This window comes from Methylopila jiangsuensis (assembly GCF_027922305.1).
Classification (GTDB): domain Bacteria; phylum Pseudomonadota; class Alphaproteobacteria; order Rhizobiales; family Methylopilaceae; genus Methylopila; species Methylopila jiangsuensis.
The window spans coordinates 277,115-290,280 of the sequence record NZ_BSFK01000010.1; the positions used below are offsets into that span (position 1 = coordinate 277,115).

Sequence of the window (13,166 nt, forward strand, 5' to 3'; positions counted from 1 at the left end):
AAGGCGTCGGCGCGGGCCGCGCGGGCGGACGATGCACATCACCGAACTCGACACGACGGATCTGGCGGCGCTGGCGGAGCGGTTCGCGGGCGCGGATCATCTCGTGTTCCTCGACAGCGCCATGCCGCACGCCAAGCTTGGCCGCTACTCCTATCTGACCGCCTCCCCCTACGCCGTGCTGGAGGCGGGACAGGACGGCGCCCGCTTCGCCGGACGGCCGCTCGACGGCGATCCGCTTACGGCGCTCGGCGCGGCGCTGTCCGCCCAGCGCGCCGAAGCCCATCCCGACCTGCCGCCGTTCCAGGGAGGAGCCGCGGGCTTCATCGCCTACGACTACGGCCGCCGGCTGGAGCGCCTGCCGGCGCCGGCCGTGGACGATCTTGGCGTCCCCGACGCCATGCTCGGGCTCTACGACTGGGTGGTCGCCTGCGACCATCATCGCGACAGGGCCTGGCTGATCTCCACCGGCGCGCCCGAGACGGAGCCCGCGCCGCGCGCCGCGCGGGCGAAGGCCCGGGCCGACGAGGTGCTTGCCCGGCTGGCGCGGCCCGTCCCGAGCGCGCCCGTTGCGGCGGCGCCGGCCGCCCCGCTGCCGTTCCGCTCCAACTTCGACCGCGCCGCCTACGTGGAGGCGATCCGCGCCTGCGTGGACTACGTGCTGGCGGGCGACATCTTCCAGGCCAACATCGCCCAGCGCTTCCTCGCCGATCTGCCGGCGGACTTCGACCCCTGGGCGTTCTACAGGCGCCTGCGCCGGCGCAACGCAGCGCCCTTCGGCGCCTATCTCGCCTTCGGCGATCTGGTGGTGGCCTCGTCCTCGCCCGAGCGCTTCGTCTCGGTCACGGGCGACCTCGTGGAGGCGCGGCCCATCAAGGGCACCACCAAGCGCTGGGCCGATCCCCATGCGGACGGGGCCTCGTCGCGGGTGCTGCTGGCCTCCGAGAAGGACCGGGCCGAGAACGTGATGATCGTCGACCTGCTGCGCAACGACATCTCGCGGGTGAGCCGCCCCGGCGAAGTGGACGTGCCGACGCTGTGCGGGCTCGAGACCTACGCCTCGGTGCATCATCTGGTGTCGGTGGTGACGGGGCGCCTGCGCGAGGGGCTTGGCGTCATCGACCTGCTGCGGGCGAGCTTCCCCGGCGGCTCCATCACCGGCGCGCCGAAGCTGCGCGCCATGGAGATCATCACCGAGCTGGAGCGCCACGCCCGCGGCGTCTATTGCGGCTCCATCGGCTGGATCGGCTTCTCCGGCGACGCGGATTTCAACATCGCCATCCGCACCGCCACCATCGCCCGGGGCAAGGCGGTGTTCCAGGCCGGCGGCGGCATCACCGCCCTGTCCGACCCGGCGGCCGAGTATGACGAGAGCCTGACCAAGGCCCGCGCGGTGTTCGAGGCCTTCGGCGGCGTGCTGGACGAGGCCGGCGCCGACCGGGCCCGCGCCACGGCGGGAGGCCTCCGATGATCCTCGTCGTCGACAACTACGACAGCTTCGTCTTCAACGTGGCCCGCTACTTCGAGGAGATCGGCCGCGAGGTCCGCGTGATCCGCAACGACGCGCTCACCGTGGAGGATGCCGGGGCGCTTCAGCCCGAAGCCATCGTGATCTCGCCCGGCCCCTGCACGCCCACCGAGGCCGGCGTCTCGCTGCCGCTGATCCGGGCGCTCTCGGGCCGCGTCCCCATCCTCGGGATCTGCCTCGGCCATCAGGCGATCGGCGAGGTGTTCGGCGGCAAGGTCGTGCGCGCCCGCCGGCCGCTCCACGGCCGGGCCTCCCGCATCGCCCATGACGGGACCGGCCTGTTCGCCGGCCTGCCGAGCCCGCTCAGCGTGGGGCGCTACCACTCGCTGATCGTGGAGTTCGACGCCGGTTACGCCGGCCCGCTGCAGGTGACCGCCCGCTCCGAGGAGGGCGAGGTCATGGCGCTCCAGCACGTGGAGCACCCGACCTTCGGCGTGCAGTTCCACCCCGAGTCGATCCTGACCGAGAACGGCCACGCGCTGCTGCGCAACTTCCTCGACGCGGCCAGGCGGCGACAGTCGTGCTGCGCCTGAACGGCCAGCCGGTCGCGGACGTGAACCGCGCGCCGTTCGACCTCGCCGATCGCGGGCTGACGCTGGGCGACGGCCTGTTCGAGACCATCGCCGTGTTCGGCGGCCGCCCCGCGGCGCTCGGCCTTCATCTCGACCGGCTCTGCGCCGCCGCCGCGGAGATTCGCCTGCCCGTGGACCGCGCCGCGCTTGAGCGCGAGGTTCTGGCGCTCGCGGGCGAGGGCGACGGGGTGATCCGGCTCACCGTGACCCGCGGCGCCGGCGCGCGGGGCCTCGCGATTCCCGATGGGGCCGAGCCCGCCGTGATCGCGGCGCGGGGGCCTTATCCCCCGAACGCGCTGTTCGCGGCCGTGCGGCTCGCGACCGTCTCCGTCCGGCGCAATCCGAGCTCGTTCGTCTCCCGCGCCAAGACCCTGTCCTATCTCGACAGCGTGCTGGCCTTCGACGCGGCGCGCCGCACCGGCGCCGATGACGCGCTGATGCTGAACACGGCGGGGCGCGTCGCCTCCACCGCCATGGCCAATCTGTTCGCGGTGGTGGGGGGGATCGTCGTCACCCCTTCGCTCGACGAGGGGATTCTGCCGGGGGTGACCCGGCGTCTGGCGCTGGACGCCTGCCGCGACCTCGGAATTCCTGTGGAGGAGCGGCCGCTCGGACTACACGAGTTCGTCAGCGCGGAGGCGGCTTTCGCCGCCAACAGCGTCCGGCTGGCGATGCCGGTCGCCGCCGTCGACGAAAACGTGATGCCGGGCGCGGGCCATCCGGTGGTGGCCCGGCTCTCGGCCGCGGTGGCCGCGGCCTGCGGCGCGCCGCACCCGCGCTGAGGCGGCGGGGCGCGTCCCCGAGGTCAGGGCAGGGCGTCGAAGCCGGGGCCGAATCCGTTCAGCGACACCGGCACGCCGATGCCCTTTTCGGGCGTCTGGAAGATGATGAAGGTGGCGCTCTTGCCGGTGCGCAGCTGGTTCACCAGCGGGTCCTCCAGCACCACCTCGGCCACGCAGCCGTTGGTGAGGCAGCGCACGAATCCGGCGCGGCCGACCTCGGTCTGGTCGATGCGCAGGCCGAGGCCCGAGGGCAGCAGCACGCCGAGCGGCGCCAGCACGCGCAGCAGGCGGCTCTTCTTGTCCGCGGTCTTCAGCACGATGACGGTGAGGCCCACATTCGGCATGTCGTCCGCGGTGACGCTCTGCACCAGGGCGCACTGTTCGCCCTGCGCGCCGGCGGGCGTGTCGCAGCGCATCTGCCAGTCGCCATGGGTGGCCTTCACGGCCCCCTGCGCATGGGCGGCGGCGGGCGCGAGCGCGGCGAGGGAGGCGACGGCGAGCGCCGCCAGTGGATTGCGTGGCACGGGCTGATGCTCTCCGGGATGGGGACCGCTGCGGGGTAACAGAGCGGCCCGGTCTGTCAAGCGAAGACGGCCTCGAGAGCCATGCGCGGCGCGCGCGGCCTTCGCGCCTTTATGCCGCACGGCGTCGCCGGGGGCCACATTGAGCTTTGGCAATCTTTATGTTTTCAAAGGTGCGGCGAAAACTGGGCGGCGCAGGCCGCGCGGTGGATTCGCGATCGCGCGTCCGTCGCGCCGTCGCGAATACGACCAATGACGCATATGCCGCGCCGTGATGGTGCGTGATGACAAGCACGACGGGCGTGGACGCGTCCGCGACAGGGAAGAGACGAGGGGCAGGCCACAATGCTTCCATCCGGACGTCTGACGTCGTTCATGATTTCGGCCGCGGGCCTGTTCGCCGCCGCTCCGGCGCTTGCCGGCGACGGCCAGCCCTCGCCGTGGCAGCTGGGCTTCCAGCAGTCGGCCTCCCCGATCTTCGAGCAGATCCACTCGTTCCATAATTTCATTCTGGTCATCATCGTCGCCATCACGCTGTTCGTGCTGGGGCTGCTGGTCTACTGCGTGGTCCGCTTCAACGAGAAGTCGAACCCGGTTCCCTCCAAGACCACCCATCACACCATGCTCGAGGTGGTGTGGACGATCGCGCCGGTTCTCATCCTGGTCGTGATCGCCATCCCGTCCTTCCGGCTGCTCTACGCCCAGTTCACGCCGCCTCCGGCCGATCTGACCATCAAGGTCGTCGGACGCCAGTGGAACTGGGACATCGTCTATCCGGACGCCAACGAGCTGACGCTGACCGCGGTCATGCTCCAGGACAGCGAGCTGAACGGCAAGCCGCGCCTGCTGGCGGTGGACAACGAGGCCGTGGTTCCGGTCGGCAAGGTGGTCCACGTGGACGTGACCGCCGAGGACGTGCTGCACTCCTTCGCCATGCCGGCGTTCGGCGTGAAGGTGGACGCGGTGCCGGGCCGTCTGAACTCCACCTGGTTCCGCGCCGATCGCGAGGGCGTCTATTACGGCCAGTGCTCCGAGCTCTGCGGCCAGGACCACGCCTTCATGCCGATCGCCATCCGCGTGGTGAACGACGACCTCTACAAGCGCTGGCTCGAAGCGGCGCAGAAAGACACCGACGAAGCGAAGAAGCTGCTCGAGGCGTCCGTGAACGGCGCCGCCGCGACCAACGTCGCGCAGCGCTGACGCCGAACGAGCACGAGGGAGACACGAGGCCATGGCTGCTGCGGCGCACGGGATGACGCACGCGTCCCACGATCATCCGACCGGATGGCGGCGTTACGTCTATTCGACGAACCACAAGGACATCGGCACGATGTACCTGATCTTCGCGATCATCGCGGGGATCATCGGCGGCGCGCTGTCGATCGGCATGCGGCTCGAGCTCCAGGAGCCGGGCATGCAGATCTTCACCAACCCGAACACCTTCAACGCCTTCACCACCGCCCACGGCCTCATCATGATCTTCTTCATGGTGATGCCCGCGGTGATCGGCGGCTTCGCCAACTGGTTCGTGCCGCTCATGATCGGCGCGCCGGACATGGCGTTCCCGCGCATGAACAACATCTCGTTCTGGCTGCTGATCCCCGCGATCGGCCTGCTGCTGATCTCGCTGTTCGTGCCCGGCGCGCCCGGCTCGCACGGCGTCTCCGGTGGCTGGACGATCTATCCGCCGTACTCCACCAGCGGCCAGCCCGGACCGGCGATGGACTTCGCCATCCTCGGCCTGCACATCGCCGGCGCGTCGTCGATCCTCGGCGCCATCAACTTCATCACCACCATCTTCAACATGCGCGCCCCGGGCATGACGCTGCACAAGATGCCGCTGTTCGCCTGGTCCGTCCTGGTCACCGCCTTCCTGCTGCTGCTGTCGCTGCCCGTGCTCGCCGGCGCGATCACCATGCTGCTCACCGACCGCAACTTCGGCACCACCTTCTTCACGCCCGCGGGCGGCGGCGACCCGATCCTCTACCAGCACCTGTTCTGGTTCTTCGGCCACCCGGAGGTGTACATCCTGATCCTGCCGGGCTTCGGCATCATCAGCCACATCATCTCCACCTTCTCCCGCAAGCCGGTGTTCGGCTACCTGGGCATGGCCTACGCCATGGTGGCGATCGGCGTGGTCGGCTTCGTCGTGTGGGCCCACCACATGTACACGACCGGCATTTCGGTGAACACGCAGGCCTACTTCGTGTTCGCCACCATGGTGATCGCGGTCCCGACCGGCGTGAAGATCTTCTCGTGGATCGCCACCATGTGGGGCGGCTCGATCTCGCTCCGCACCCCCATGATCTGGGCGATCGGCTTCATCTTCCTGTTCACGCTCGGCGGCGTGACGGGCGTGGTGCTCGCCAACGCCGGCATCGACCGCTCGCTGCACGACACCTATTACGTGGTGGCCCATTTCCACTACGTGCTGTCGCTGGGCGCCGTGTTCGCCATCTTCGCGGGCTGGTACTACTGGTTCCCGAAGATGTTCGGCTACATGTACAACGAGACCATCGGCAAGGTGCACTTCTGGGTCACCTTCGTGGGCGTGAACCTGGTGTTCTTCCCGCAGCACTTCCTCGGTCTCGCCGGCATGCCGCGCCGCTACGTGGACTATCCGGAGGCCTTCGCCGGCTGGAACTTCGTGTCGTCGATCGGCTCCTACATCTCGGCGCTCGGCGTGTTCATCTTCCTCTACGGCGTGTTCGAGGCCTTCTCGAAGAAGCGCGTCGCGGGCGACAACCCGTGGGGCGAGGGCGCGACGACGCTGGAGTGGACGCTGTCCTCGCCGCCGCCGTTCCACCAGTTCGAGACCCTGCCGCGCGTCAAGTGACGCGACGGTCCGGGCGCGGCTTCGGCGGGCGCCCGGACCGAAGGCTTCCGCCGCGCGCCGCGCGGCCTGGATGACACCTTCTCCGGGCGGCCGGTTCGCCGCCCGGAACCGCATGGGGCCGGAGCCGTCGCGGCCTGACGGGTCCCGCATCGGCCGGACGCTGGTCCGGCCGCAAGATCGAGGCTTCGCCTGCGCATGACCTTCGCCCACGACGACACCGCCGCACACACCGCGGTCCCGGCCATGCCCGGGCCGAGCCTCGCCGGCGTCGAGGACTACATCGCCCTGCTCAAGCCGCGGGTGATGTCGCTGGTGGTGTTCAGCGCCCTGGTCGGCATGGTCGCCGCGCCGTCGGGGCTGCACCCCGTGCTGGCCGCGATCGCGCTGCTCTGCATCGCCGTGGGCGCGGGCGCGTCGGGCGCGCTCAACATGTGGTGGGACGCGGACATCGACGCGGTGATGACCCGCACCGCCAACCGCCCCGTGCCCGCCGGCCGCATGACGCCGGGCGAAGCCTGCGCCTTCGGCGTGGTGCTCTCCGTCGGCTCGGTGCTGATGCTGGGGCTCGCCTCCAACTGGCTCGCCGCCGGCCTGCTCGCCTTCACCATCTTCTTCTACGTGGTGATCTACACCATGTGGCTGAAGCGCTGGACGCCCCAGAACATCGTCATCGGCGGTCTCGCCGGCGCCATGCCGCCCATGGTGGGCTGGGCCGCGGTGTCGGGCGAGGTCAGCCTGCACAGCGCGCTGCTGGTCGCCATCATCTTCATGTGGACGCCGCCGCACTTCTGGGCGCTGGCGCTGATCAAGTCGGACGACTACGCCCGCGCGGGCGTGCCCATGCTGCCCTGCGTCGCCGGTCCCGACGAGACCCGCCGCCAGATCCTGCTCTATGCGCTGGCGCTCGCGCCGCTCGGCGTCGCGCCGGCCCTGGTCGGCCTCGGCGGCTGGCTCTATCTGGCGCTGTCCTCGGTGCTCGGGCTCGGCTTCGTGCTCCGCGCGGTCGCGGTCTACCGCCGCCGCGAGGGCGAGGCCGCGCGCAAGGCGGCGGGCGGCCTGTTCGGCTTCTCGCTGATCTATCTGTTCGCCCTGCTCGCCGTCGTGCTGGTGGAGAAGCTCGCCGGGCTGCCGCCGCTGCCCTCGCTTCTGCCGGGCTGGATGTGAGCGCCATGGCCGACAAGCCGGAGCCGGGCGTGGTCCTGACCGAGGAGCAGAAGCGCCAGCGCGGGCGCCGCAACGTGGCGCTCGCCGTCACGCTCGGCGTGCTGGTGGTGCTGTTCTGGGTGATGACGATCGTGCATCTCGGCGGCAACGTGCTGAACCGGCCGATGTGAGGGAGACGCCCGTGACCGAGCCCGCGCCCTCCGCCGACCTCAACCGCCGCCACGGCCGCGTCGCGCTGGCCTGCGTCGCCTTCGTCGCGCTCATGGTGGGCGCGGCCTACGCCGCCGTGCCGCTGTACGACATGTTCTGCCGCGCCACCGGCTTCGGCGGCACCACCCAGGTGGCGGCCGCCGCGCCGAAGCAGGCGCTCGATCGCGAGATCACCGTGCGCTTCGACGCCAATGTGGCGCCGGGGCTCGACTGGTCGTTCCGGCCCGAGGTGACCAACGTCCGGGTCAAGGTCGGCGAGACCAAGCTGGTGCTGTTCAAGGTCAAGAACCGCTCCGACCGTGAGCTGGCCGGAACCGCCACCTACAATGTCACGCCGGAGACCACAGGCGGGCACTTCGCCAAGCTGCAGTGCTTCTGCTTCACCGAGCAGGTGCTGAAGCCCGGCGAGGAGCTCGACATGCCGGTGGCCTTCTTCGTGGATCCGTCCATCGCGGACGACCACGAGCTCGACCGCGTGAGCCGCATCACGCTGTCCTACACCTTCTTCCCCGCGAAGGCGCCCCGGCTGACCTCCGCAGGAACCGAACGACCGAAACTCTGAACGAAGATCCTTCCGCCGACGGGCGCCCGACGACGCGGACGAGACGAAAAGCATAAAGGGGAGACGTCAATGGCCGACGCCCACGCCAAGCACCACGATTACCATCTCGTCGATCCGAGCCCGTGGCCGTTCCTGTCGTCGATGGCGGCGTTCGTCACCGCGATCGGCGCGGTGGTCTGGATGCACGGCGGCACGCCCTGGGTGTTCGCGGGCGGCTTCGCCTTCCTGCTCTACACCGCCATCTCCTGGTGGGCGGACGTGATCAAGGAGGCCCATTCCGGCTTCCACACCCGCGTGGTGCAGCTGCACCTGCGCTACGGCATGATCCTGTTCATCGCCTCCGAGGTGATGTTCTTCGTCGCCTGGTTCTGGGCCTTCTTCGACGTGGCGCTGTTCCCGAACGAGGCGCACCAGTTCCTGCGCGCCGAGCACACCGGGGGCGTGTGGCCGCCGAAGAGCATCCAGACCTTCGACCCGTGGCACCTGCCGCTGCTCAACACCATGATCCTGCTGACCTCCGGCACCACCATCACCTGGGCGCACCACGCGCTGGTGCATGGCGACCGCAAGGGTCTGAAGCAGGGCCTCGCGCTCACCATCCTGCTCGGCGTGCTGTTCAGCTGCCTGCAGGCGGTGGAGTACCACGAGGCGACCTTCGCCTTCTCCGAGAACATCTACGGCGCGACCTTCTTCATGGCGACCGGCTTCCACGGCTTCCACGTGATCGTCGGCACCATCTTCCTGGCGGTCTGCCTCGTCCGCGCCATGAAGGGCCACTTCACCCCGAAGCAGCATTTCGGCTTCGAGGCGGCGGCCTGGTACTGGCACTTCGTGGACGTGGTGTGGCTGTTCCTGTTCGCCGTGATCTACGTCTGGGGCGCCGGTCCGAACGTCGCTTCCCACTGACGCGCGCTGCGTCGTAAACTTCCGAAGCCGCCGGCCCCGCCGGCGGCTTCGTCGTTTCCGGTCCGTGAAGGGCCGTCTTCTGAAGGCCCATCGCCATGGCTGAACCGACCGGCTCCATTCCGACCGCCGTGCTGCGGGGCGCGGTGGGACGCTGCCCCGATTGCGGGCGCGGACCGCTGTTCGACGGTTTCATCGCGCTGCGTCCGTCCTGCGACTCCTGCGGCCTCGACTATGGTTTCGCCGACGCCGGCGACGGTCCGGCGGTGTTCGTGACGCTGATCGGCGGCTTCATCACGCTGGGCTTCGCGCTGTGGCTTGAATTCGCGTTCGAGCCGCCGTTCTGGGTCCATCTGCTGGTGTCGCTGCCGGCGGTGGTGATCGTGTGCCTGGCGCTGCTCCGGCTGATGAAGGGCGTGCTGATCACGCTTCAGCGCCGCAACGCCGCCGCCGAAGCCCGGCTCGAGCGCTGACGGTGGCCCTATCCGTCGCCCGCCGCCTCGCCGTCGTGGGAGCGGCGGCGCTCGCCGCCTTCGCGCTGCTGGTCGGCCTTGGCTGCTGGCAGCTGCAGCGTCTCGCCTGGAAGACCGAGCTGGTGGCGCGCATCGAACGCCGCATGGCGGAGCCGCCCCGGCCGGCGCCGGGGGAGGCGGAGTGGCCGACGCTCGACATCGACGCGCTGGCCTATGCGCCGGTGCGCGTCGAAGGCGTGTTCGACCACGCCCGCGAGGCGCGGGTCTATGTGGCGCTGGGCGAGCCGCGCGGCGCCATCGGCGGGCCGGGCTACTTCATCCTGACGCCGCTGATGCAGGACGACGGCTCCGCCATCCTCGTCAACCGCGGCTTCGCGCCGGAAGGGCGGCAGGACCCGGCGACGCGGCCGGACGGGCAGACGCCGGGCCGCGTCACGGTGTCGGGCCTGCTGCGGGGGCCGGAGGACCGCAACGCCTTCACGCCCGCGGACGAGCCGGCCAAACGCCTGTTCTTCGCGCGCGATCCCGGACCGATCGCGGCCGGTCTTGGACTGGCGCGCGCCGCGCCCTTCACCATCGACGCGGACGCCACGCCCAATCCCGGAGGCCTGCCGCAAGGCGGCGAGACGCGGATCAGCTTTCCCAACCGGCATCTGGAATATGCGCTGACCTGGTTCGGCCTCGCCGCGGCGCTTCTCGGCGTGTTCGGCGTCTATGCGTTCGGCCTGCTGCGGGACGCGCGCCGCCGGGCCTGAGGTCAGAGCCTGCGCGCGGCGTGGACGACGAGCCGGTCCAGCGTGTCCCCGAGGTCGTCGTCGGTGGTTTCGGGGTGCAGCGCGCAGAGGCGCAGAAAGCGGCGTCCGTTCAGCCGCGCCTCGCCGACCACCGCGAAGCCTTCCGCCCGCATGTCGGCGGCCAAGGCGGCGTTGAGCGCGTCCGCCGCATGGTCGTCGAGGCTCTCCGGCGCGCAGCGGAAGGTGGCCACGCCGAGCGAGGCGGGCGCGCCCCGTCGCCAGCCGGCCATGGCGGCGATCCGGCGGTCGACCGTCTCGGCGTGCGCGCAGGCGCGGTCGACGGCGGCGGCGATCTCGTCAAGTCCCAGCGTCTGCAGCGTCAGCCACAGCTTCAGCGCCCGCGCCGGGCGGCTGGTCTCCGGTCCCATGTCCCAGAAGTTCGGCGCCCCGTCGTCCTGCGCCAGATCGTGGAGATAGCCGGCGTCGAGGCGGAAGGCGTCCGTCAGCGCGGCCTCGCGGCGGACCAGCAGCATGCCGCAGCCATAGGTCTGGAACAGCCATTTGTGCCCGTCCCAGGCGAGGCTGTCGGCGCGCCCGATCCCGTCCAGCAAAGCGCGGCGGGCCGGCGAGAGCGCGGCGGTGGCGCCGAGCGCGCCGTCCACATGCAGCCAGAGCCCGCAGCGCTCCGCGATGTGGGCGATGTCGGGCAGGGGGTCGATGGCGCCGGTGGCGGTGGCGCCAGCCGTGGCCACGATGAGGAACGGGCGCAGGCCGGTCGCATGGTCGCGCGCGATCGCCGCCTCCAGCGCCCCGGGCGCCATGCGAAAGCGGTCGTCGGTCGCCACGGTCCGGATGCGGTCGCGCGAGAGGCCCGCGATGCGCAGCGCACGGGTCACGGACGGGTGGGTTTCGGCGGTGACATAGGCGACGCCGCGCGGTCGTTCCGATTCACTGAGCCGGTCCTCGCGGGCGGCGACCACGGCGGCGAGGTTGGCCATGGAGCCGCCGGAGAGGAACAGTCCGCCAGCCTCCGGGGGCAAGCCTGCGGCGTCGGCGAGCCAGCGGATCAGCGTCCGCTCGATCGCGGCCGCGCCCGGGCTCTGGCGCGGAGAACCGGCCTGCAGATTGAGCGTGGCGGCGGCCATGTCGCCGATGCGGGAGGCCAAAGCCGCCGGCCCGGGCACGAAGGCGTGGAAGCGGGGATGGTCCACCCGGTCGGCGCCGGCGCCAGCCAGCGCCAGCATGTGGTCGAGCGCCTCGTCCAGCGGGCGCCCGCGCGCAGGGACGCCGACATGGGGCGAAACCGCGGCGCGCTCAGGGCGCGTCGCGGCGGGACCCGGAGGCGGACGCAGCAGCTCCGCCCGCAGGCGGGCCAGCGCGGCGTCGATCTCCGATTCTGAGGCCTTCAGGCGGGAGGGGCGGTCGAACATCGCGCCCGATCGAAACCCGGTCTCAGACGCCGACGCCGGCGGGGGTGTTCCCGGCGCGGGCGTCGCTCTGGCGGAACATCAGCTTGTCCACCCGCGGCCCATCCATGTCGATCACCTCGATGGTCCAGCCGCCGATGTCCACCGTGTCGCCCTCGTTCGGGATGCGCCCGAGCTCGGCGATGACGAGGCCGGCGGCGGTGTGGAACTCGCCCTGATCCTCCGCCGGAATAACGAAGGCGAAGGTCTCGGTCACCACGTCGAGCGACGCGCGGCCGTCCACCATGTAGGTGCCGTCCTCGCGGCGGCGGATGTCCTGGTCTTCCGCCGTCTCGTGCTCCTCGGGCAGCGCGCCGGCGATGGCGCCGAGCACGTCGTGCGAGGTGACGATGCCCTCGAAGCCGCCGAACTCGTCCACCACGAAAGCGGTGGACGAGGGCTGGCTCTTGAACAGCTCCAGCAGCGAAAGGGCCGAGGCGCCTTCCGGCACGTAGAGCGGGTCCTTGACCGCGGCGGCGATCTCGAACGGCTTGCCGGCGATCAGCGTGGCGAGCACGTCCTTCTTGTGCAGGATGCCGACCGGGTCGTCGATCGAGCCGTCCTTGCCCACAACGACGCGGGAGAACGGGCTTTCGGACAGCTCGGTCTTGATGGTCTCGGGGTCGTCGGTGACGTCGATCCAGAACACGTCGCGCCGGGGCGTCATGATGGAGCGCACCGGGCGGTCGGCGAGGCCCAGCACGCCCTCGATCATCTTGCGCTCCACCGGCTCAATGGAGCCTGCGGCGACGCCTTCGGCGATGACGCTGCGCACCTCTTCTTCGGTGACGTTGTTGCCGTCCTGCTCCTGCACCCGGAGCAGCTTCAGCACCAGCGCGGAGGATGCGCCGAGCACGACGACGAACGGCTTGCCGACCAACGCCAGAAGGTAGAGCGGGCCGGACACCATGGTGGCGATGCGCTCGGGATCCGCCAGCGCGATGCGCTTCGGCACCAGCTCGCCGAGAATCAGCGACAGGTAGCCCACGCCGAACACCACGAGGCCGCTGGCGACCGGGCGGGCGTAGGCGTCGAGCGGGGTGGAGGCGGCCAGGACCTGCGCCAGCGGCTCCGCCAGCGCGGCTTCACCCACCACGCCGGTCAGGATCGCGATCAGCGTGATGCCGATCTGCACCGAGGACAGGAAGCTTCCGGGGTCCTCCGCCAGAGCCAGAGCGCGCCCCGCGCCCTTGCTGCCTCCCTCCGCCAGCATCTTGAGTCGCGGTCTGCGGGAGGAGACGACCGCGAGCTCGGACATGGCGAAGAAGCCGTTCAGAAGCACGAGGCCCACGAGAACGACAATTTCGAAGATAGGCATGAAGCGTCCGGAAGAGGGAACGGGTGGAACACCCGTCGTCGGCGCGGAGTATAGGGCGAAACTCCGCCCGCGTCATGGGCGCCTTTCATGACAATGCGGC

The 13,166-nt window shown here is 70.5% G+C and carries 14 protein-coding genes; 11 read left to right on the forward strand and 3 right to left on the reverse strand.

Annotated features, from left to right (window positions below; translation table 11 throughout):
- Positions 1–31 precede the first annotated feature (31 nt).
- The 3 genes from pabB to PKE85_RS10970 are packed head-to-tail and all read left to right on the forward strand — an operon-like array spanning position 32 to position 2,879.
- A complete protein-coding gene (gene pabB, locus PKE85_RS10960; protein WP_271204777.1) occupies positions 32–1,468 on the forward strand; it encodes an aminodeoxychorismate synthase component I in 1,437 nt (478 codons plus the stop codon).
- Positions 1,465–2,058 (forward strand): anthranilate synthase component II, encoded by a 594-nt coding sequence (locus PKE85_RS10965; RefSeq protein ID WP_271204778.1) that lies wholly within the window; start codon positions 1,465–1,467, stop codon positions 2,056–2,058. Before pabB ends, PKE85_RS10965 begins: the two co-directional genes overlap by 4 nt.
- Positions 2,046–2,879 (forward strand): aminotransferase class IV, encoded by an 834-nt coding sequence (locus PKE85_RS10970; RefSeq protein ID WP_271204779.1) that lies wholly within the window; start codon positions 2,046–2,048, stop codon positions 2,877–2,879. Before PKE85_RS10965 ends, PKE85_RS10970 begins: the two co-directional genes overlap by 13 nt.
- A 23-nt stretch (positions 2,880–2,902) precedes the next feature.
- On the opposite strand, the gene PKE85_RS10975 is transcribed toward PKE85_RS10970, so the two are convergent.
- Complete coding sequence (locus PKE85_RS10975; RefSeq protein ID WP_428981349.1) at positions 2,903–3,388, reverse strand: invasion associated locus B family protein; 486 nt, start codon at positions 3,386–3,388, stop codon at positions 2,903–2,905.
- A gap of 387 nt (positions 3,389–3,775) precedes the next feature.
- Between PKE85_RS10975 and coxB the strand changes: the two genes are divergently transcribed.
- From coxB to PKE85_RS11015, 8 genes are all read left to right on the forward strand, one after another.
- Complete coding sequence (coxB, locus tag PKE85_RS10980) at positions 3,776–4,600, forward strand: cytochrome c oxidase subunit II (RefSeq protein ID WP_271204781.1); 825 nt, start codon at positions 3,776–3,778, stop codon at positions 4,598–4,600.
- 31 nt (positions 4,601–4,631) lie between these two features.
- Positions 4,632–6,236, forward strand: coding sequence for a cytochrome c oxidase subunit I (gene ctaD, locus PKE85_RS10985; protein WP_271204782.1), 1,605 nt, complete (start codon positions 4,632–4,634; stop codon positions 6,234–6,236).
- 195 nt (positions 6,237–6,431) lie between these two features.
- Entirely contained in the window at positions 6,432–7,400 is a 969-nt protein-coding gene (gene cyoE / locus PKE85_RS10990) for a heme o synthase (RefSeq protein WP_428981343.1), read from the forward strand.
- A 5-nt stretch (positions 7,401–7,405) separates the two neighbouring features.
- Positions 7,406–7,570 (forward strand): hypothetical protein, encoded by a 165-nt coding sequence (locus tag PKE85_RS10995; protein ID WP_271204783.1) that lies wholly within the window; start codon positions 7,406–7,408, stop codon positions 7,568–7,570.
- Between the two features lie 11 nt (positions 7,571–7,581).
- The gene (locus PKE85_RS11000; protein WP_271204784.1) at positions 7,582–8,172 is read left to right on the forward strand and encodes a cytochrome c oxidase assembly protein; all 591 of its coding nucleotides are present in this window, start codon (positions 7,582–7,584) and stop codon (positions 8,170–8,172) included.
- Positions 8,173–8,241: 69 nt separating this feature from the next.
- Positions 8,242–9,078, forward strand: coding sequence for a cytochrome c oxidase subunit 3 (locus PKE85_RS11005; RefSeq protein ID WP_271204785.1), 837 nt, complete (start codon positions 8,242–8,244; stop codon positions 9,076–9,078).
- Between the two features lie 95 nt (positions 9,079–9,173).
- Positions 9,174–9,548: a DUF983 domain-containing protein gene (locus PKE85_RS11010; RefSeq protein ID WP_271204786.1), complete on the forward strand. Its 375-nt coding sequence runs from the start codon at positions 9,174–9,176 to the stop codon at positions 9,546–9,548.
- Positions 9,549–9,550: 2 nt separating this feature from the next.
- Positions 9,551–10,303: an SURF1 family protein gene (locus PKE85_RS11015; protein ID WP_309299076.1), complete on the forward strand. Its 753-nt coding sequence runs from the start codon at positions 9,551–9,553 to the stop codon at positions 10,301–10,303.
- Between the two features lie 2 nt (positions 10,304–10,305).
- Here PKE85_RS11015 and PKE85_RS11020 read toward each other — a convergent pair whose 3' ends face one another.
- Positions 10,306–11,712, reverse strand: a complete 1,407-nt coding sequence (locus tag PKE85_RS11020; protein WP_271204787.1) for a pyridoxal phosphate-dependent decarboxylase family protein — start codon at positions 11,710–11,712, stop codon at positions 10,306–10,308.
- 22 nt (positions 11,713–11,734) lie between these two features.
- A complete protein-coding gene (locus PKE85_RS11025) occupies positions 11,735–13,066 on the reverse strand; it encodes a hemolysin family protein (RefSeq protein WP_271204788.1) in 1,332 nt (443 codons plus the stop codon).
- Positions 13,067–13,166 lie beyond the last annotated feature (100 nt).

Excerpts from the sequence above, each read along its gene's own strand:
- PKE85_RS11010 (WP_271204786.1), top strand. The coding sequence starts at position 9,174 with ATGGCTGAACCGACCGGCTCCATTCCGACCGCCGTGCTGCGGGGCGCG.
- PKE85_RS11005 (WP_271204785.1), top strand. The coding sequence starts at position 8,242 with ATGGCCGACGCCCACGCCAAGCACCACGATTACCATCTCGTCGATCCG.
- coxB (WP_271204781.1), top strand. The coding sequence starts at position 3,776 with ATGATTTCGGCCGCGGGCCTGTTCGCCGCCGCTCCGGCGCTTGCCGGC.
- cyoE (WP_428981343.1), top strand. The coding sequence starts at position 6,432 with ATGACCTTCGCCCACGACGACACCGCCGCACACACCGCGGTCCCGGCC.
- PKE85_RS11020 (WP_271204787.1), bottom strand. The coding sequence starts at position 11,712 with ATGTTCGACCGCCCCTCCCGCCTGAAGGCCTCAGAATCGGAGATCGAC.
- PKE85_RS10965 (WP_271204778.1), top strand. The coding sequence starts at position 1,465 with ATGATCCTCGTCGTCGACAACTACGACAGCTTCGTCTTCAACGTGGCC.
- PKE85_RS11025 (WP_271204788.1), bottom strand. The coding sequence starts at position 13,066 with ATGCCTATCTTCGAAATTGTCGTTCTCGTGGGCCTCGTGCTTCTGAAC.
- PKE85_RS10995 (WP_271204783.1), top strand. The coding sequence starts at position 7,406 with ATGGCCGACAAGCCGGAGCCGGGCGTGGTCCTGACCGAGGAGCAGAAG.
- ctaD (WP_271204782.1), top strand. The coding sequence starts at position 4,632 with ATGGCTGCTGCGGCGCACGGGATGACGCACGCGTCCCACGATCATCCG.
- pabB (WP_271204777.1), top strand. The coding sequence starts at position 32 with ATGCACATCACCGAACTCGACACGACGGATCTGGCGGCGCTGGCGGAG.